Below are 19,144 nucleotides of genomic sequence, written 5' to 3' on the forward strand. Positions count from 1 at the left end.
ACCGGAAACGGTCGCGCCAGCGCCGGCGTCGCATGGCAGCGTGCGGCCGCATCGGGAATCGCGCCAGGCGCGTGCCCGGTCAGCACGGCCAGTTCAACCAACGCGGCGCGGCGTGCGCCCGCGAGTGCCGGCAGTTCGGCGCGCGTATCGTCGGCAAATGCGCGCGAGCGCGCGACCTCCAGATCGGACACGAGGCCGTGCGCACGTTGCCGTGCAGTCAGTGCGGCGAGGCGGTCGGCGATCGCGACCGAACGATCGGCCACGTCGATCCGCTCGCCATAGGCGCATGCCTGCGCATAGGCGGCGGTCGTCTCGGCGGCCACCGCGACACGCATCGCATCCGATGCGGCCTGCACAGCCTCCGAATCGGCACGCGCGGCATCGACGAGATGGCCGACGCGCCCCCACAGATCGACTTCCCACGACACCGCGAACGACGGAGAGAAACCCCAGCGCGTCCGCGCATCGGAACCCTTCGCGCTCGCAGCGATCTGGTCGGGCGCGTGCTTGCCGTAGTCGACGCCGAACCCGGCTGTCGTGTCGGGCAATCGCGCGGCGTCCGCTTCGTCGAGCACGGCCCGCGCCCGCGCGACGCGTGCCGCGGCCACCGCGAGATCGCGGTTCTGCGCGAGCGCTTCGCGGACGAGTGCGTCGAGCACCGGATCGTCGAACAGTTGCCACCAGCGATCGGGCAACGTGCCGCCGGACGCGACGGGCGCATCGGCCGCCGCGTCGAACGGCGCCGTGCGCGCCGCGTCGGCCACCGGCGGACGGTACGGATCGCCGACCGAGCAGGCGGCAAGCGTCGCGGCGCTCAGCAACGCGGCAGCAACGGACAAACGAAAGGAAACCGGAGGAAAGGACGAGGCGTGCATCGTGCAAGGGCTGTCGAACAAACGATGGGCCTATGGTAATTTCGAGCCATTCAGTCGATCTCGCGCGCAAAGCGCATTCGTCGTCGAGAAAAGGACACGTGGACCAATTTTTCAGTGCGCTCGAGCACAAGGACAAGCACAAGCAGATCGCGGTCGTCGCGTCCGACGCGGCGGCCGGCAGCGCGTATCCGCCGCATTCGCATCGGCATGGCCAGCTGATTCACGCGATTTCCGGCGTGATGCTCGTGCATGCGGATGCCGGCAGCTGGGTCGTGCCGACGGGGCGGGCGGTCTGGGTGCCGGGCGGCACGCAGCACGAGATCCGGATGGCCGGCGACGTGCAGATGCGCACGGTGTTCGTCGCGCACGAAGTGCGGCCGAGCCTGCCGCGCGAATGCCGCGTGATCGAGGTCGGCACGTTGCTGCGCGAGCTGATCGTGACCGCGAGCGACCTGCCGGCCGATTACGACCTCGCGCACCGCGCGGGCCGCGTGCTCGCGCTGATCCTCGATGAAATCGAGATCGCGCCGCTGCTGTCGCTGCATGTGCCGATGCCGCGCCATCCGGCGCTCGCCGCGTTGTGTACGCAGCTCATCAATGAACCGTCGTCGGTCGTCACGCTGCAGTCATGGGCGCGCGACGCGCACATGAACGAGCGCACGCTCGCACGCACCTTCAAGCGTGAAACGGGCATGACGCACGGTGCGTGGTGCCGTCATGCGCGCCTGCTGCTGAGCCTGCCGCGCCTCGCCGCCGGCACGCCTATCCTCGAACTCGCGCTCGAACACGGCTACGACAGCCCCAGCGCGTTCGCGGCGATGTTCCGCAAGGCACTCGGCGTGCCGCCGAGCGAGTACTTTCAGCGGCGCTGAAGCGTACTGTCCGTTTCGCGACGATCGCGTGCTGACGGGCGCGCGCGGCGCGACAAGCCGCTCGCTACAGTAGCGGCATCGCACGACACCGGCGCCACGCGCCCGCCCCGCCGATGGATCTGATTCAAAGCATGCAGGTTTTCGTCACGCTCGCCGACGCGGGGACCTTCACCGAAACCGGCAAGCGGCTCAACCTCACGACCGCGTACGTGAGCCGCACGATCGCGTCGCTCGAGACGCATCTCGGCATCCGCTTGCTGAACCGCACGACGCGCTCGATGTGCCTGACCGAAGCCGGCGAACGCTATCTGGCGCGCGCACGCGACATCACGCTCGCCGTCGACGCGAGCGAACGCGAAGCACGCGGCGCACGGCTGCATCCGCACGGCCGGCTGCGTGCGCACTGCAGCGCCAGCATCGCGAACCGTTTCGTGATTCCGCTCGTCGCGCACTTCCAGGCGCGCTATCCGGACGTCAGTGTCGACCTGACGCTCGCGCCGCAGGTACCGGATCTGGTCCGCGACAGCTACGACGCCGCGGTGATCGCGATGCCGAGCCTGCCGAGCTCCGATCAGGTCGCGATCGACGTCGGGCGGATCGGCAGCGTGCTGTGCGCAGCGCCCGCGTATGTCGCCCGGCACGGGATGCCCGATACGACGTGTGCGCTCGCCCGGCATCGCTGCCTGCAACTGATCGCGCCCGCCTACCCGGTGCGCGAATGGACGCTGACGCGCGGTGCGGACTCGGAAACGATCGCGTTCGAGCCATCGATGACGGCCGATATCGCGGCATCGCTCGAAATCGCGGTACGGGAAGGGGCGGGAATCGGCCTGCTGCCCGAGTTCGTTGCGGACGACGGGCTGCGTTCAGGCGCGCTGGTGCGCGTGCTGCCCGATTACCGGGCGGAAGACGTAGGCGTGTTTCTGGTGTATCCGTCGCGCAAGCTTCTCGACGCGAAGACGCGCGCGTGGGTGGATTTCATGAAAGCGGAACTGCGGGTAGCGCTCGCCGGGCCGCGCGGCGGCCACCGCGCGGACGACGACGAAACGGCCGCGCCGGACACCTCCGGCGCGGCCGCCCAACCCCCGCTTACGCGACAGCCTTCACCGCCGGCTGCGCACCAAAAAACGTCGCCTGCGCCGCTTCGTCCGCACGCGCATACGCGCGGTTGATGCCGCTGATCACCGCGCGGATCGACGCGGTCGTCAGGTTCGCGTCGATGCCGACGCCGAACGCGCTGCCGCGCACGCCCGTGCCGGCCAGCTCCGCGATCGCGATCGCCTTCGCATCGGCGCCTTGCGACAACGCACGCTCCTCGTAGTGCTGGATTCGCAGCGGCGTGCGCAACGCGTGCATCAACGCGTCGAGCGGGCCGTTGCCTTCGCCGCGCAGCACGCGGCGCTCGCCATGCACGTCGGCGGTCAGCACGATCGTCTCGCGGCCGTCGCGCTCGGTCAGCTCATGGCCGACATAACGCAGCGGCGCATCGCCTTCCACGTATTCCTGCTGGAACAGCGACCAGATCTGCGCGCTCGTCACTTCGAGCCCGCTGTCGTCGGTCAGGCGCTGCACGGCCGCGCTGAAGTCGACCTGCAGGCGACGCGGCAGCGCGACGCCATAGCTCTGCTCGAGCAGGTACGCGATACCGCCCTTGCCCGACTGGCTGTTCACGCGAATGATCGAGTCGTACGTGCGGCCGACGTCGCTCGGATCGATCGGCAGGTACGGCATTTCCCACACGGCATCGGGGCGCTGCACCGCGAAGCCCTTCTTGATCGCGTCCTGGTGCGAGCCGGAGAACGCGGTGAACACGAGGTCGCCGACATACGGATGGCGCGGATGGATCGGCAACTGCGTGCATTCCTCGGCCGTGCGCGCGACTTCGTTGATCTGCGAGAAATCGAGGCCCGGATCGATGCCCTGCGAGTACAGGTTCAGCGCGAGCGTGACGAGGTCGACGTTACCGGTGCGCTCGCCGTTGCCGAACAGGCAGCCCTCGATGCGGTCCGCGCCGGCCATCACCGCGAGCTCGGCCGCCGCGACCGCGGTGCCGCGGTCGTTGTGCGGATGCACGGACACGATCAGCGCATCGCGGCGCGCGAGGTTGCGGTGCATCCATTCGATCTGGTCCGCGTAGAAGTTCGGCGTGCCGACTTCGACGGTGGCCGGCAGGTTCACGATCGCCTTGTGCTCCGGCGTCGGCTGCCACACGTCGAACACGGCGTCGCAGACTTCCTTCGCGAAATCGAGCTCGGTCGCCGTGAAGGTCTCCGGGCTGTATTGCAGCGTGAAATGCGTGTCGGTCGCGGCATCGGCGAAGCGCTTGATCGTGCGCGCGGCGTTCACCGCGAGTTCCTTCACGCCGTCGCGGTCGAGGCCGAACACGATCTTGCGGAATTCCGGCGCGGTCGCGTTGTACAGGTGCACGATCGCGCGCTTCGCGCCGCGCACCGAGTCGAAGGTGCGCTCGATCAGGTCGTCGCGCGCCTGCGTGAGCACCTCGATCGTCACGTCGTCGGGAATGTGGCCGCCTTCGATCAGCTCGCGCACGAAGTTGAAGTCGGTCTCGGACGCCGACGGGAATGCGACCTCGATCTCCTTGAAACCGATCGCGACCAGCATCTTGAACATTCGCATCTTGCGCGTCGCGTCCATCGGCTCGAACAGCGACTGGTTGCCGTCGCGCAGGTCGGTGCTCATCCAGATCGGCGCTTGCGTGATCGTGCGCGTCGGCCACATGCGGTTCGGCAGGTTGACGGGCGTGAACGGTCGGTACTTCGTCGCGGGGTTCTTCAGCATCATGATGTTCGGTCCTCGGTCGGTTTGTCGGGAAACCGCCGCGCGCGGGCCATCCGTCGGGGTGGCAAGCTGCGCGCGCAGCGATAAAAACAGGTGAAAGCGGCACAACGGCAAAGCAGTACGGCGAACGACAGCCTTGGCGGTTGAGCGACCGGGACGGAGCGGAGCGATTCGGAAGAAGGACGAACTCAGGCGCCGGTCGACAACCGGGGCCAGGTCAGTGATGCGGGGGAAATCTGGCGCTTCAGGAAAGAAGCAGATGGAAAGCGCGCAGCCGCAGACCCAGCCCGGAGAAACGGGCTAGTAGTCGTAGCGAGAAGAGGGGCTGGGCGGCTTGCATGGCCGAAATCAAATCACAGGGTGACGGGGGCTGTCAACGGGTTGCGCGCAAATGGCACCGAATTCGATCGCTCAGAATCAGTCTCGTCCGATAGGCGGCGTGCCGCCCCGTCGATATGCTTCATGGGTGCGGCGCCGGTGAGGCCCCTGTTCACGTTCGGAGTGAGTTGGTCTACGTACTTCGCCGGTTGCCGCACCCCCTCCTGTTGCAATCAATCGGGTTTCGGTGTGGGCGTTCGGTGGTGGCCGGTGGGCGCGGCCACGACAGAGATGCTGATGTTGAAACCAACGCTGCCAGATGCGAACGCCGAGCGTCCGCGCCGAAGCCCGATTGCCCCCCACCTCCCGGCCCGCCTCATCTGCGCAACCGCGCATCATTCAGAAAAGCGATACATCCGCCGATATAATTTCCTGAATATATCGAAACACCTTCAATTAAACACACTTCATTAAATCGATTAACCTCCATTTTCGATTTACTGAACAATAGCCATTCCCCGGCGAATATTTTTTTATTTATTTTTCGGCATGCTCGGTACGTCGCATTTCAAACGGCAAACGTTTGCGCGACACAGCTAGAAGCCTTACCCGTCATTCCTCAGGAGGAAAGCATGGCCGATTCTCAAACGTCATCCAATCGCGCCGGCGAGTTTTCGATTCCGCCGAATACCGAATTCCGCGCGATTTTCTTCGCGAATGCCGCCGAGCAGCAGCACATCAAGCTGTTTATCGGCGACAGCAAGGAACCCGCCGCGTATCACAAGCTGACGACGCGCGACGGCACGCGTGAAGCGACGCTGAATTCCGGCAACGGCAAGATTCGCTTCGAAGTGTCGGTGAACGGCAAGCCGTCGGCCACCGATGCGCGCCTCGCACCGATCAACGGCAAGAAATCGGACGGCTCGCCGTACACGGTCAACTTCGGGATCGTCGTGTCGGAAGACGGCCACGACAGCGACTACAACGACGGCATCGTCGTGCTCCAGTGGCCGATCGGCTGACCTGATGCGCGTCTGACGCGCACCTGACGACTCACCACCGCCGGCCGCCTCCGGGCCGGCCGGCGGTTGCGCGCCGCCTTCCGCGGCACCGCCCCCTCTTTTGCATCGAAACCCGCCCTACCAACGGAGACATCCATGCCCCTCCTTTCGGCTTCGATCGTCAGCGCCCCCGTGGCGACATCGGAAACCTACGTCGACATTCCGGGCCTGTACATCGACATCGCCAAGGCAGAGATTCGAGACGGGAAACTGCAGGTCATCCTCAACGTGCCGACGCCGTACGCGACCGGCAACAACTTCCCCGGCATCTATTTCGCGATCGCGACCGACAAGGGCGTCGTCGCGGACGGCTGCTTCACCTATTCGTCGAAAGTGCCCGAAGCCACCGGGCGCATGCCGTTCACGCTGGTTGCGACGATCAACGTCGGCACCGGCGTCACGTTCGTGAAGGGCCAGTGGAAAAGCGTGCGCGGCAGCGCGATGCATATCGATTCGTACGCGAGCCTGTCCGCGATCGGCGACACGGCCGCGCAATCGTCGTCGCAAGGCAGCGGCAGCGGAAGCGGCGAAACCGGCGCGGGCGGCAACCCGGGCGGCACGGGTAGCGGCACGATCGGCGGCGGCGGCGAGCGCGACGGCACGTTCAACCTGCCGCCGAACATCAAGTTCGGCGTCACCGCGCTCACCAACGCGGCGAACGACCAGACGATCGACATCTACGTCGACGACAACCCGAAACCGGCCGCCACGTTCAAGGGCGCCGGCGTGCAGGACCAGAACCTCGGCACCAAGGTGCTCGATTCCGGCAAGGGGCGCGTACGCGTGATCGTGATGGCGAACGGCAAGCCGTCGCGGCTCGGCTCGCGGCAGGTCGACATTTTCAAGAAGTCGTACTTCGGGATCGTCGGCTCGGAAGACGGCGCCGACGACGACTACAACGACGGCATCGTGTTCCTGAACTGGCCGCTGGGCTGAACACGATGACTTGCGGCGCGCGCAGCGTGTGCGCGCCGTTGACGAAGCCGCAATGGCGACGGGGCCAACCACCCATTGCGAACCGATTCATTCGAGCAGTCCGTTGCAGTTCCACTGCTGTACTCCGCGCGCGACAACGGCGAAATCCATTCACCGGCCGCGCAATGCAAGACCTTTCATCGAGACGAGGACGACATGTCACAACCGTTTACCCATGACGATCTGTACGCCCTGCTGCAACTCGCCGGCAACGATGCCACCGCCGTCCAGGCGAACGGCGACCAGGCGGTGCTCGACCGGATGCGCCAGTTCATGACCGCGCAGCTCGTCGAAAAGCTGCCGCAATACGATGTGTTCGTCGACATCGCGACGATCCCGTACAGCTTCGACGTCGGCAGCTGGCAAAACAAGGTGAAGGCCGATGCGGCCGGGCAAGTGATCGCCTGCACGGTGACGTGGGCCGGCGCGCCCGGCGTGCTGCCCGGCGCCGCGGCGAAGTTCGGCGTCGGGGCGGTGGTCAACTACTTCTCGAAAGCGACACCGCAGCCGCAGCCCACGCAGCCGGACACCACGACGACCGGCGGCGGCGAACGCGACGGCCTCTTCAACCTGCCGCCGAACATCGCGTTCGGCGTGACTGCGCTGGTCAATTCGTCGGCGCAGCAGACGATCGAGGTCTTCGTCGACGACAACCCGAAACCGGCCGCGACGTTCCAGGGCGCCGGCACGCAGGACGCGAACCTGAACACGCAGATCGTGAACTCCGGCAAGGGGAAGGTGCGCGTGGTCGTGACGGCAAACGGCAAGCCGTCGAAAATCGGCTCGCGTCAGGTCGACATCTTCAAGAAGACCTACTTCGGTCTGGTCGGGTCGGAAGACGGGACGGACGGTGACTACAACGACGGTATCGCCATCCTGAACTGGCCGCTCGGTTAAGCAGCGTCACGCCGCCCCCCCTCGCCACGCCGCCCGGCGTGGCGATTCGCTTCGGCACGCCGGACCCGGCGCCGCGACGGCCTCTCGCCGCCCTGCCCCATCGGACTATCCGAATCGGTTGTGCCCGATCGCGGTCCTGCCGCGCCCCCGCCTCGATCGCCTTTGCTTCGCTGCGATTTCCCGTGCCCGTCACCGCCTTTCGTCGGGTCGCTCCCTGATTGATCGACACGCCATTCCGCACACAGGACTTGCGCTCCATAACTCCGACTCATAGAATCGTAGTTATGGAGCGCATCGATGCGCAGGCAACGTCGGTGGTCTACCGACCCCATGCATCAATCAACCGGAGTCAATCAGTGGCAAAGCGAATTCTTGTGATCGGGGCCGGCTTCGCCGGCATGTGGAGCGCGCTGAGCGCGGCGCGCGTGCTGGACGCGCAAGGTCGAACCGACGTGGAAATCACCGTGGTGGCGCCCGACGCGCATCTGCACGTCCGTCCGCGCCTCTATGAAGAAGGCCCGGCAAACTTCCGGGCGCCGCTCGGCGAGATCTTCGACGCGGTGGGCGTGACGTTCGTCCAGGGTACGGTCGAGCGCATCGACGTCGCGGGCCGGACCGCCGACGTGCTGGGCACGGACGGCGAGGCGACGACGCTCGACTACGACCGCCTCGTGCTGGCGGCCGGCAGCCGCCTGTTCCGCCCCGCGATTCCGGGCCTGGCCGAACATGCGTTCAGCGTCGATCAAACCGACGAAGCCGTCGAACTCGAAGCGCACATTCGCGATCTGGCGTTGCAGCCGGCCTCCACGGCACGCGATACGGTCGTGGTGGCAGGCGGCGGATTCACGGGCATCGAGACGGCCGCGGAAATGCCGGCCCGCCTGCGCGCCGCGCTGGGCGAGCACGCGAACGTGCGGGTCGTGATCGTCGAGCGCAACGACGCGATCGGCCCCGACCTGGGCGCGGGCCCGCGTCCCGTGATCGAGGAGGCGCTGCGCACGCTCGGCGTGACGTGGAAGCTCGGGTCCGGCGTCGCATCGGTCGACGCGGGCGGCATCACGACGGCGGACGGCGAGCGGATCGAGTCGAGCACCGTGATCTGGACGGCCGGCCTGCGCGCCAGCACGCTGACCGAACAGATTCCGGGCCGCCGCGACGCGACGGGGCGCCTGCATGTCGATCGCAACCTGGCGGTCGAAGGCGTGCCGGGTGTCTACGCGACGGGCGACGTTGCGTATGCGGCCACCGACGACGAAGGCAACCACACGATGATGTCATGCCAGCACGCGATGAACCTGGGCCGTTCGGCAGGGCACAACGTGGCCGCCGATCTGCTGGGTCTGGAACAGATCCCGTACAGCCAGCCGAAGTACGTGACGTGCCTGGATCTCGGCCCGTGGGGCGCGGTCTATACGGAAGGTTGGGATCGCGAAGTGAAGCTGAAGGGGGCGGAGGCGAAGAAGCTCAAGCACCAGATCAATTCCGAGTGGATCTATCCGCCGCGCGCGGATCGCTCGGAAGCGCTGGCGGCCGCGGATCCGCTGCGGATCGTCGTGGCCTGAACGGCGCGTTTGCCCGCACGATGCGCGGGGTGCGGCAGAAGCATCCCGTGTGTCGTCGTGTCGTGTCGTGCCGCGTCGCTCCATCGCGGCGCGACGCCACGCGAATCAGCGCTCGCCGCCGCGGCTGGCCGCACGATCGGCAAACCAGCCGACCACCTTGGGGCCGTAGCCGGCGGGCGCTTTCGACCAGGCCTGCCCGGCGAGATCGGCGAGCGACTGCTTCCTGAGTTCCTCCCGCATCGCCCGTTCCGCCGCCTGCATCACCGCGTGAATCGAACAGGTGCCGCGCGTGGCCCACGCGGGCGGCTCACCGTCGAACACCGCACACTGGCCGCGCACTTCGCGGCAGTCGAACAGTCGCTTGTCGCCGTCGATCGCTTCGACGACATCCTGCACGGAAATATCGCGCGCGGGCCTCGCCAACGCGAAGCCACCGCGAATGCCTTCGCTGGACACGACGATCCCGGCCTTCGCGAGACGCGTGAAAAGTTTGGCCGCGTAATCGACGGAGACGCCCTGCATCTCGGCGAGGTCGCGCACGCTCGCGTCGCGCACGCCCGTGGATGTATCGGCGAGATAGAGCAGGCAATGCAGGCCATACTCGACGCCGGTGCTGATGAACGACATGCTATTGCGACTCGTGGTATCGGAGTTCGGAGCGTAGCGCAGGACGGCGACAATGTCATCCGTCGCGCCATCCGTTCCTTTTTCGTCGGAGAGAGAGGGTCGCTTGCATCCGCCAGCCCTGCAAGAACGATCAAATGCCTCCGCCGCCGATACCATATAGTCCGCCCGACACGCCCATTGGAACGCCATGAACCCGGTAGGACAAGCACTCTGGTTTATCGAAACCCGGCTGGACCGCGAACTGACGCTCGACCGGATTTCCGCCAATTGCGACATGTCGCGCTTCGGCTTCTCGCGGCTGTTCTCGATGAATACCGGCTGGCCGGTGATGCGCTATGTCCGGTCGAGGCGGCTCACGCGTGCGGCACGCGCGCTCGCGCAAGGCGCGCCGGACATCCTGCAGGTGGCACTCGATGCCGGCTATGGCTCCCATGAGGCGTTCACGCGCGCCTTCCGCGATTGCTTCGGCATGACGCCCGAGGACGTGCGGGCACGGCGCACCCTTGACGGATTGTCTCTTGTGGAGCCGCTTCGCATGAAAGAACTGAAACTCATCGCCGTGACGCCGTCGCGCTTCGAAGATGCCGGTAAGCGGCTGATCGCCGGCATGAGCGACCGCTACACCTTCGAAACCAACGAAGGCATTCCGGCGCTGTGGCAAGCGTTCATCCCATACATCGGTACCATTCCCGGCCAGGTCGACTATGTGACCTACGGCGTGTGCTGCAACCCGGATGCGGATGGCAGCTTCGAATACATCGCGGGGGTGGAAGTCACGAGCCGCAACCGGTTGCCCGCACCCTTTCGCTGGGTCGAACTCGAACCGCAGCGGTATGCGGTCTTCGAACACAAAGGGCACATCTCAACGCTTCATCAAACGATCTACAGCATCTGGAACGGCTGGCTGCCGACGTCGGGATTCAAGGCGGTCGACGCACCCGAGTTCGAGCGCTACAGCGCGGACTACGATCCGGTGACGGGCGCCGGCGTGCTGGAAATCTGGTTGCCGGTCGAACCCGCTGCGTAAGTGGCTTGCCCTGATCGGCCGCGACTTGGCTCGCCGCGGCCGGTCGGTCAACGCATCGTCATCGTCGATATCACCACGCCCACCGTACGCCCGCATTCCCGGTGATCGTGCGCTGGTGTTCACCGCCGAGGTTCGTCAGGTAGCTGACCGTCGCATACACGCTGCCGCGCTTCGTCAGTTGCGCCACGAGCCCCGCGCCGATCTGTCCGGCCGTCTGCCCGACCTGCGTGCCGATCGTCGTCGAGCCGCCGAAGGTGGTCCTGTCGTCGGTGCCGAACGAGCGCAGCACGTTTACGCGCAGGTACGGCTTCCAGCTCACGCCGTTGGCCTCGAACGCATATTGCAGCCGCGCGCCGATCCGGCCGAGGAACGTGTTGCCGTTGTTCCAGCTCACGCTCGAGATCCCGTCGTTGAAGCGGTCGAGCGACAGCCATTGCCACACGAGCTGCGCCTGCGGCTCCAGCGTCAGCCCGTAGCCGAGCGCGATCGGCAACCCGGCCTCGACCGAACCCGTGAACGCGTTGCCGTTCGTCGAGCCGCCGACGTTGTCGGTCGAATGCGTGCGAACCGTCAGTGCGCTGCCCATCAGCACGGCATCGGTGTACCAGCCGCCCGGGCCGATGTGCGTCCAGTAGCCGCCGAGGTTGTACGCGTTGACCTGCAGCGAGCCGACGCCCAGGTCCTGCTGCGCGAGCGCGAAGCCGTTCACGTCGCCGACCGCGCGCGAGAATCCAAGGAAGAAGCCGTAGTGGTTGCGATGGCCGCTCGCGGTGGTGTCCGCGTACAGATCCTGCCCGACCTGCATCCCCCACACCGTGCCGTCGTACGACGGTGTCACGTCGCCCTTCTGCTTGATGTCGCTGTGGCCGCCCCACACGCGTGCCCACGATGCGGGGATCGAACCGTTCTCGGCCAATAAGCCTTGTTCGCCTTGCCGGTCGTGGAAGGTGTCGATCTGCAGCAGCCCGAGCTGGCGCGCGACAGCAGGCGCTTCCGCGTACAGCGGCACTTCGGGCCGGTAGATCGGCTCCGGATTGCCGCCCGTTCCCGCGTTGTCGACGGCCTCGACGATCGATTCCGGCGTGCCTTCGGCCGGCGTGATCGGCGGCTCGGTCGGCGGCGTCGGTTGGCCGGGCTCGACGACCGGCGGCTGCGGTTTCGGCGGCACCGTGTTGCGCAGGTACCAGCTGTCGCCGGTGCCATTGGCCGCACCGCCCTTCGCGAGGAAGTACGTGTACGCGCCTGCGCTGACCGAGCCGCCCGACAGCGAGAACGCACCGGCACTCGTCGTCGCGCCGTTGGTGGCCTGCACGACCTGGATGCCGTCGGCCACCGTCTGCGCGCCGGCACCGCCGACGTTCGTCACCTTCAGCGTGCTCGTACCGCTCGCCGCGCCGCCGCTGACGATCAGCTTGTCCGACGGCGCGCCGTCGCCGGCCAGCGTCGTATTCATTGCGATCGTCGCGTTTTGCCCTACGTAGTTGCCTGCCACCGTCAGCGTGTTGCCCACGCCGCTGCCGCCGAGCTGCACGAGGCCCGCATTCGTCAGGTTGCCCTTGATCAGCAGGTTCCCGGTCGGCCCGCTCGCGAGGCTCGCGAGCGCGTTCGCAACCGAAATCGTGCCGTTGTTCGTCACGTCGCCCGTCACGCTGCCGTAGCCGCCGAGCGTCGCACCCGACGCGACCGTCACCAGGCCGCCGCCGGTCAGCGCGGCGAGGCTGCTCGATCCGTCGCCGACCACCAGCGTGCCGGCATTCACGTTCGTGCCGCCGGTGTAGCCGTTCGTGCCGTTCAGGGTCAGCGTGCCGCTGCCGAGCTTCGTCAGCGAACCCGCGCCCGAGATGTTCTGCGCGATCGTCGAGTTGAAGCCCTGCGTATCGATCGTGCCGTTGTTCGACGTGATCGACACCGCGCGGCTCGACGCAAGGTTGAAGGAACTGCCGAGCTGCAGCGTGCCGCCGTTCAAGGTCAGGCTTCCTGACGATGCACCGAGTGCGTTGTCGGCCGCGACCGACAGCGTGCCTTGCGTAATCGTCGTGCCGCCGGAATACGTGTTGCCGCCCGCAGCCGCGGGGGTAACCGTCAGCGTGCCCGCACCGGTTTTCTCCACTGCGCCCGCCCCGCTGATCGTGCCCGTGTACGTGCCGGCGCTGTCCTGCTGGAAACGCACGAGCCCGTTGTCGGTCACCGACAACGGCAGGTTTGCCGCATTCGCCTGCAGCGTCGCGCCCGCATTGACCGTGGCCACGGCCGACGCCGTGGTCGTGCCGAGCGTGCCCGTGAGGTTCAGCGTGCCGCTCTGCACGAGCGCGGTCGAGAACGTGCCGGTGCCGGCCCACGTCCAGTCGGTGCCGACCATCGTCAGGCTCTGGAAATTCGTGAATGCATTCGACGCGGTGCCCGTGCCCTGCAGCGTCACGGTGTTGGTACCCGCGCCGCCGTTCGCGGTGCCGACGATCTGCGAGCCGGTCTGCAGGATCAGCGTCACGTTGCCATTGCCGCCCTGGATCGCGGTGCCGCCGCCACCCTGGATCAGGCCCGCGTTGGTGATCGTCGTCGCGCCGTTGGTCGAGCGCACCCCGATCCCGTTGTTGCTGATGATCTTGCCGCCGGCCTGGTTCGTGATCGTCGCGGTGAACGAGCTGCCGAGCGTGTTCGACACGACCGCATCGACGCTGCCGCCGCTCGTCGCGGTGCCGGTCGTCTGGATCGTGCCGCTGTTGACCAGCGTGTCGTTGTTGCCCTGCATGTATACGGCCGGTGCATCGCGGCCGTTCGACGTCAGCGTGCCGCTGTTGGTAATCGTGCCGTTGCCGCCGAGCAGCGACGCCGCGCGCGCGTTGTTGCCCGATGTCGTCACGGTGCCCGTGTTGACGATCTGGTTGCCCGACGCGCCGGGGTTGCTTTGCCCCCACGCGGCCGTCATCCCGTACGCGTTGTTGCCGGTAGTCGTGATCGAGCCGTTGTTGACGAGCGTGTTGTTGTTGCCGTTTGCGGCCATCCCGTCGTTGTAGGCGCCGGTCGTCGAGATCACGCCCGTCGCGGCATTGGTCAGCGTGTTGCCGTTGTTCGCGCCGAGCAGCACCGCGCCGCGGTTCGCGACGCCCGTGCCGTTGCCGGACATCGACAGGTTGCCGTTGTTGGTAATCGCGCTCTGGCTATCGACGGAGAACGGTGTCGCTGTGGACGTGAGCACGTAGCTGCCCGTCGCGCCTGCATTGATATCGATCGTCACGCCGGTGCTGCCGGTCGCGGCCACGACCGACGGGATGCCGGCACCGGAGCACGTGACCGTCGTGCCGCTGCCCGGTGGTGCAGCCGGGATGCATGCCGCATAGGCCCCCACCGGCATCGCGCCGGTCAGGATCGCCACTCCGCCCAAACCCAGGTTCCGCGTCGTTCTTTTCATCGTTCCGCTCGCATTTATTGGTGACGTTATTGCTGCAAATCGGTGCGTGAAACGGGTTATATCACCCGTCTTGAAATAATCGCAAGATCAGAACGGGTGATATCGGAAATCAGCGCGGGATTAATTTCGCATCCGGAAATAACGGAATGGGGTGTGCTGCTGCGGTGCGGCATACGGCGCATCGTCGCAGTGGAGAGCAAGCGGAAAAGTAAAGCGGTTGAATTTGCCGAGTTTCAGGCAAACCTTGATTTGATGAAGAAGATGAATTGAAGCAGCCGGCAAATTTGACACCAATCGACGATCGACTGGTCGCGCGATGGCTGTGTGCCAATCCGGCCATGTTGCTTCGCACGATGACCGGCAATTCGGCATTGCCGGCACACGCACCGACGCACGCATGCAACGACGCCGCCAGCCGCGGCCGGCGGCACCTCGCCCACCGTCAGCCAGCCCGCGATCCGGCAGGCTTCACCATCGCCACCGGCTGCGACCACGCCGCCGACGCCAGGCGCGTGCGCGCATCGCGCACCACGCGGTTGAACGCCACGCGCCGTTCACCCTTCAGCTTCGCTGCCTTGCCCGCCTGTACCAGCGCGACCGGGTCGACGAGGCGGTCATGCCGCCGGACCTCGAAGTGCAGATGCGGCCCCGTGGCCGTACCCGTGCTGCCGACCGCGCCGACGCGCTGGCCGCGCGCAACCCGCATGCCGGTTCGCAGCGTCGGCTCGAATGCCGACAGGTGTGCGTAGTACGACGCATAACCGCTGTCATGGCGGATCACCACGTACTTGCCGTAGCCGCGCGGCTCGGCGCCGATGAACGTCACGACGCCGCGCTCCGACGCATGAACCGCGCGCCCGGCCGGCGCCGCGAGATCGACGCCGGAATGCACATGACGCGTGCCGGTCACCGGATGCACGCGCGTACCGAAATGCGAGCTGATGCGGTTTGCGCTGACCGGCATCGCAAATCGGGAACCGGTGAGCGGCATGCCGTCGAGGTCGTAATAGGCGCCCGGCGAGCCGGCATCGGGCGCAAACCACACGCCCGCGACGTGCTGGCCGCGCAAGCGAAGCTCCAGCGCCGTCACGCGCACGCCGCCCCGCTGCTTGGCACTGCCGTCGGGTTCGTATGCGACGCGAAACGCATCGCCGTGTGCACCGCGCTGTTTCAGGTCGATGCGACCGGCGAGCAGGCGGGTGATCTGCGCGGTAACGCCGGCCGGCAGATCGGCGCGCGCCAGCGACGCCTGCAGGCTGCCGACGATCGCGCCGGCCCGCGCGCCGCGGTCGGCTTGTGCAAGCACGAACGGCTCGGCAGCGGCGAGATCGACCGGACGCCGCTCGAACGCAGCCGGCTCGCCCGTCGTGGGCAACGCCGACGCAAGACCGTAATCGAACCTTGACGCATACGCGCGTTCGACTGCCCCGCGCGCGGCGTCGCACAGCACGCGGTAAGCCACGCAGGCCCCGAAGCGCGCAACGGGGTCGTCGCGTTCGCCGGCTGTCGGCTCGGCCAACGCACGTGACGCGTAGGCAACGTCGAGCGGCGCGGCCGTCGATGCATGCAAACCGCCCCACGTCGTGCGCGCGGCATTGAAAAAGGGCACGTCGACAAGGTCAGCCGCCACGGGTGAAAACGGCGCGGCGTCGTGAGACGCGTATGCCACCGTACCCGGTGCGCCGGCCACACAGGCCGCCGCGATGACGCCGCGCAGCAGCGTGCGACGCATCGGGAAACCGTGAACGCCGCGCTGTGCGGATTGACCTTGTTCGCGTGCGAGACGGAAACGCAGGTCTAACCGCATGACGTCGTCACTCGCTGTCTGTCAGTGAAAAATCGGGAAAGAACCGGGTATCGCGGAGGAACGATCGTCGCGACCCGGCAACGTGAAAACGAGTGTAGCGGCGCGATCGAAGCGGTTGAATAGGACCAGTCTCATTTGAATGAAAAGCCGCTTCGTACTAAATCGAAATCTCGATTTCACGGCCTGACGGCACCGCGACGCGCCATTCGACCCCACCCGTTAGCGCGAACCATCGTGCCCCATGTACGGTCGAACGCTGCCCGGCGCGTGAGCGCAAGCCTGCCCGACCACGGCGGGCACGCAACGCGTCACGCATCGTTTCTTCAACCCGGAATCCCGTTAATGTTTCTCGATCAACTACATCCGGAACGCTGGACGTTCCTGTGGAACGCGTTGTCCACCCTCTCCCTCAAGCTATGCGCCGGGCTGGCGTTGCTCGTCGCCGGCTGGTGGCTGTCGAAACGCATCGGCAACTGGCTGAACCGTCTGCTCTCGAACAAGGAGCGCGTCGACGACACGCTGCGGCCGATCCTCTGCGACGTCGCCGTGTGGGGCATCCGCATCGTCGCGATCGTCGGCGCGCTGTCGCAGCTCGGCATCGAAACCGCGAGCCTCATCGCGGTGCTCGGCGCGGCCGGCCTCGCGATCGGGCTCGCGCTGCAGGGCACGATGCAGAACATCGCGGCCGGCATCATGCTTCTGCTGCTGCGGCCGTTCAAGGTCGGCGACTACATCGACGGCGGCACGGGCGTCGCGGGCACCGTCGACGAAGTCGGGCTCTTCATGACGAGACTGACGAAGCCGGACGGCATCTGCGAATACGTGCCGAACAGCGCGCTGTGGGGCAGCTCGATCCGCAATTACACGCGCAATCCGACGCGCCGCCTCGATCTCGAAGTGGAAGTGTCGGTGCACGACGATATCGATCGGGCGCTCGACGCGCTGCGCGCGCTGGCCGCGGCCGATCCCGACGTGCTGCAGGATCCCGCGCCGGACGTGATGGTGATGCGCTTCGACGACAGCACGGTCGTCGCGAACATGCGCGTATGGACGCATACCGACAAGTTCTGGGCGATGCGCTGGCGCCTCGCGCGCCAGGTGCGCAAGACGCTCGCCGACGCGAACTGCGCGCTGCCGATCCGCACGCGCGAGTTGCACATCGTGCACGACACCGACCGTCAGCCCGTGAGCCTCGACAAGCAGGCCTAGCGCCTGCTCACACGGCGGCCGGGCGACGCAGCGACGCGGCGACACGACGCAGCGCCGCGTCAGCCCGCCACGACGAGCCGCACCGGCTTCGGCCCCAGCCGCACCTTCAGCCACGCTTCCAGCCGTGCGCGTTCCGCGCGCGGCATCGGCTTGGCCGTCGACACGACGAAGGTCGGCACCGCGTCCGCGCCCGGCGCGCTCGCGGCGCCATCCCACTCGAACGCATTCGCATACCGCACCTGCCGCACCTGCGGATACTGCACGCTCAGTTCATGCGCGACCCGGTCGAGTTCCGCGCGGTCGGCGGATTGCGCGTCGAGCTGCCGCTGCAGTTTCGCGATCGCATCGTCCTTGTCCTGCGCGTCCTGCTGCGCGGCCGATTGCGCCTCGACGAGCTGCTGCGCGAGCGTCGCCTTCAGCGACGTTTCGAGCGCACGCGCATCGATCCGCTCGTCCCCGGCCTGGCGCACGACGAGCGTCGCGTGCGTCAGCCCGTATCCGGGCAGCTTCGACGACAGCGCATCGAGCCGGTGCTGGTCGACGCGCTGGCCGACGAGCACCGCGTCGATGGTCCGCTTCACAGGGTCGATGTGCTTGCTCGCCACCACGCTCAACGGCAACGACAGCTCGGCCTTGATGAACTGCTCCGCGCGCGCGTTGAACACCTCCTGCGTCACGAGACGGTAGGCCAGCACGACGCTCGGCACCGCGGTCGCCAGCACCGCGGCCAGCACGAAGCGCCGGACGTTGCGCTGGACCGCGGCGTCGACGGGCGTCACCGGCTTCGCGCGAATCACCCACGTGACGATCACCGTCGCGAATGCAATGAACACGCAGTTGATCGAGAACAGGTAGAACGCGCCGGCGAAATACGGCAGGCTGCCGTGCGCGAGCCCGTAGCCGGCCGTGCACAGCGGCGGCATCAGGGCAGTCGCGATCGCCACGCCGGGGATCACGTTGGTCTTTTCGCTGCGGGTCGCGCCGACCATGCCGACGAGCCCGCCGAACAGTGCGATCAGCACGTCCCAGATGCTCGGCGACGTGCGGGCAAGCAGCTCGGAGTGCTCGCCCGTGAGCGGGCTCAACGAGAAGTACAGCGTCGACGTCGCGAGGCTGATCAACGTTGCGATGCCGAGGTTCTGCAGCGACCGGCGAATCAACCCGAAATCGTAGATGCCGATCCCGTAGCCGAGGCCCATGATCGGCCCCATCAGCGGCGAGATCAGCATCGCGCCGATGATCACGGCCGTCGAGTTGACGTCGAGGCCGATCGACGCGATGGCGATGGCCGACATCAGGATCCACAGATTCGTGCCGCGCAGCCCAATCCCGGCACGGAGGTCGCGATCGATCGATGCGTAATCGGCCTGCCCTTCGCGCAGGTTGAAGTACTGGCGCAGCACGAGCCGCATCTTCGATGCGCGACGCGGCGGCCGATTGCCTTCGATGTTGTTCATGTTGGTTTCCGGGAAACGGTCGGGTGCGATGCGCGGCGGGCGGGCCGGCTGAACGGATTGTGCCGCAAGGCTGGCGGCTGGGCCACCCCTGCGAATTCGGGGCTGCCCGATGCGGCTTCGGGCGCTGTCGGGCGTCAAATCGGACCGGTCTGATTCACCGCGCCGCCTGACGTCGCGACAATGGCCATCCCGGACGAGACAGCGATTCCGTCCGGCACCCTGGTAGCGAATCTCTCCGTTCCTTGCCGC

Annotated in this window: 15 protein-coding genes; 9 read left to right on the top strand and 6 right to left on the bottom strand. The window is 66.8% G+C overall.

Going from position 1 to position 19,144, the window contains the following annotated elements:
• Positions 1–839: TolC family protein (locus G3O00_RS16495; RefSeq protein ID WP_241025179.1), on the bottom strand; the 839-nt coding region annotated here is incomplete at its 3' end.
• A 134-nt stretch (positions 840–973) separates the two neighbouring features.
• Between G3O00_RS16495 and G3O00_RS16500 the strand changes: the two genes are divergently transcribed.
• Positions 974–1,747 carry a helix-turn-helix transcriptional regulator gene (locus tag G3O00_RS16500; RefSeq protein ID WP_174929915.1) on the top strand — a complete coding sequence of 258 codons (774 nt, stop codon included), beginning with the start codon at positions 974–976 and terminating at the stop codon, positions 1,745–1,747.
• A 113-nt stretch (positions 1,748–1,860) separates the two neighbouring features.
• Positions 1,861–2,919, top strand: a complete 1,059-nt coding sequence (locus G3O00_RS16505; RefSeq protein WP_206143634.1) for a LysR family transcriptional regulator — start codon at positions 1,861–1,863, stop codon at positions 2,917–2,919.
• On the opposite strand, the gene leuA is transcribed toward G3O00_RS16505, so the two are convergent.
• Positions 2,837–4,546 (bottom strand): 2-isopropylmalate synthase, encoded by a 1,710-nt coding sequence (gene leuA, locus G3O00_RS16510; RefSeq protein WP_041493686.1) that lies wholly within the window; start codon positions 4,544–4,546, stop codon positions 2,837–2,839. The genes G3O00_RS16505 and leuA overlap by 83 nt on opposite strands.
• A gap of 950 nt (positions 4,547–5,496) precedes the next feature.
• Here leuA and G3O00_RS16515 point away from each other — a divergent pair.
• The 4 genes from G3O00_RS16515 (at position 5,497) to G3O00_RS16530 (ending at position 9,359) form a co-directional block, all read left to right on the top strand.
• Positions 5,497–5,886: a fucose-binding lectin II gene (locus G3O00_RS16515; protein ID WP_011356523.1), complete on the top strand. Its 390-nt coding sequence runs from the start codon at positions 5,497–5,499 to the stop codon at positions 5,884–5,886.
• A gap of 135 nt (positions 5,887–6,021) precedes the next feature.
• On the top strand, positions 6,022–6,861 hold the full coding sequence (locus tag G3O00_RS16520) for a fucose-binding lectin II (protein WP_206143635.1): 840 nt from the start codon (positions 6,022–6,024) through the stop codon (positions 6,859–6,861).
• A 195-nt stretch (positions 6,862–7,056) separates the two neighbouring features.
• Positions 7,057–7,797: a fucose-binding lectin II gene (locus G3O00_RS16525; RefSeq protein WP_206143636.1), complete on the top strand. Its 741-nt coding sequence runs from the start codon at positions 7,057–7,059 to the stop codon at positions 7,795–7,797.
• A 356-nt stretch (positions 7,798–8,153) separates the two neighbouring features.
• Positions 8,154–9,359 carry an NAD(P)/FAD-dependent oxidoreductase gene (locus G3O00_RS16530; protein ID WP_206143637.1) on the top strand — a complete coding sequence of 402 codons (1,206 nt, stop codon included), beginning with the start codon at positions 8,154–8,156 and terminating at the stop codon, positions 9,357–9,359.
• Between the two features lie 105 nt (positions 9,360–9,464).
• Here G3O00_RS16530 and G3O00_RS16535 read toward each other — a convergent pair whose 3' ends face one another.
• Positions 9,465–9,986 (bottom strand): Rrf2 family transcriptional regulator, encoded by a 522-nt coding sequence (locus G3O00_RS16535; protein ID WP_174929910.1) that lies wholly within the window; start codon positions 9,984–9,986, stop codon positions 9,465–9,467.
• A 187-nt stretch (positions 9,987–10,173) separates the two neighbouring features.
• Between G3O00_RS16535 and G3O00_RS16540 the strand changes: the two genes are divergently transcribed.
• Positions 10,174–11,013, top strand: a complete 840-nt coding sequence (locus G3O00_RS16540) for an AraC family transcriptional regulator (RefSeq protein WP_206143638.1) — start codon at positions 10,174–10,176, stop codon at positions 11,011–11,013.
• A 70-nt stretch (positions 11,014–11,083) separates the two neighbouring features.
• On the opposite strand, the gene G3O00_RS16545 is transcribed toward G3O00_RS16540, so the two are convergent.
• Positions 11,084–14,422 (bottom strand): autotransporter outer membrane beta-barrel domain-containing protein, encoded by a 3,339-nt coding sequence (locus G3O00_RS16545; RefSeq protein ID WP_241025180.1) that lies wholly within the window; start codon positions 14,420–14,422, stop codon positions 11,084–11,086.
• A gap of 42 nt (positions 14,423–14,464) precedes the next feature.
• Between G3O00_RS16545 and G3O00_RS16550 the strand changes: the two genes are divergently transcribed.
• Positions 14,465–14,692, top strand: a complete 228-nt coding sequence (locus G3O00_RS16550) for a hypothetical protein (protein ID WP_206143639.1) — start codon at positions 14,465–14,467, stop codon at positions 14,690–14,692.
• A gap of 172 nt (positions 14,693–14,864) precedes the next feature.
• Here G3O00_RS16550 and G3O00_RS16555 read toward each other — a convergent pair whose 3' ends face one another.
• On the bottom strand, positions 14,865–16,229 hold the full coding sequence (locus G3O00_RS16555) for a M23 family metallopeptidase (RefSeq protein ID WP_206143640.1): 1,365 nt from the start codon (positions 16,227–16,229) through the stop codon (positions 14,865–14,867).
• A 342-nt stretch (positions 16,230–16,571) separates the two neighbouring features.
• Between G3O00_RS16555 and G3O00_RS16560 the strand changes: the two genes are divergently transcribed.
• Complete coding sequence (locus G3O00_RS16560) at positions 16,572–17,438, top strand: mechanosensitive ion channel family protein (RefSeq protein ID WP_206143641.1); 867 nt, start codon at positions 16,572–16,574, stop codon at positions 17,436–17,438.
• A gap of 59 nt (positions 17,439–17,497) precedes the next feature.
• On the opposite strand, the gene G3O00_RS16565 is transcribed toward G3O00_RS16560, so the two are convergent.
• Positions 17,498–18,895: a DUF389 domain-containing protein gene (locus G3O00_RS16565; RefSeq protein ID WP_174929907.1), complete on the bottom strand. Its 1,398-nt coding sequence runs from the start codon at positions 18,893–18,895 to the stop codon at positions 17,498–17,500.
• Between the last annotated feature and the right edge of the window lie 249 nt (positions 18,896–19,144).

Origin of the sequence: Burkholderia sp. Ac-20384 (assembly GCF_017104605.1) — a bacterium.
In the GTDB taxonomy this organism is placed as follows: domain Bacteria; phylum Pseudomonadota; class Gammaproteobacteria; order Burkholderiales; family Burkholderiaceae; genus Burkholderia; species Burkholderia lata.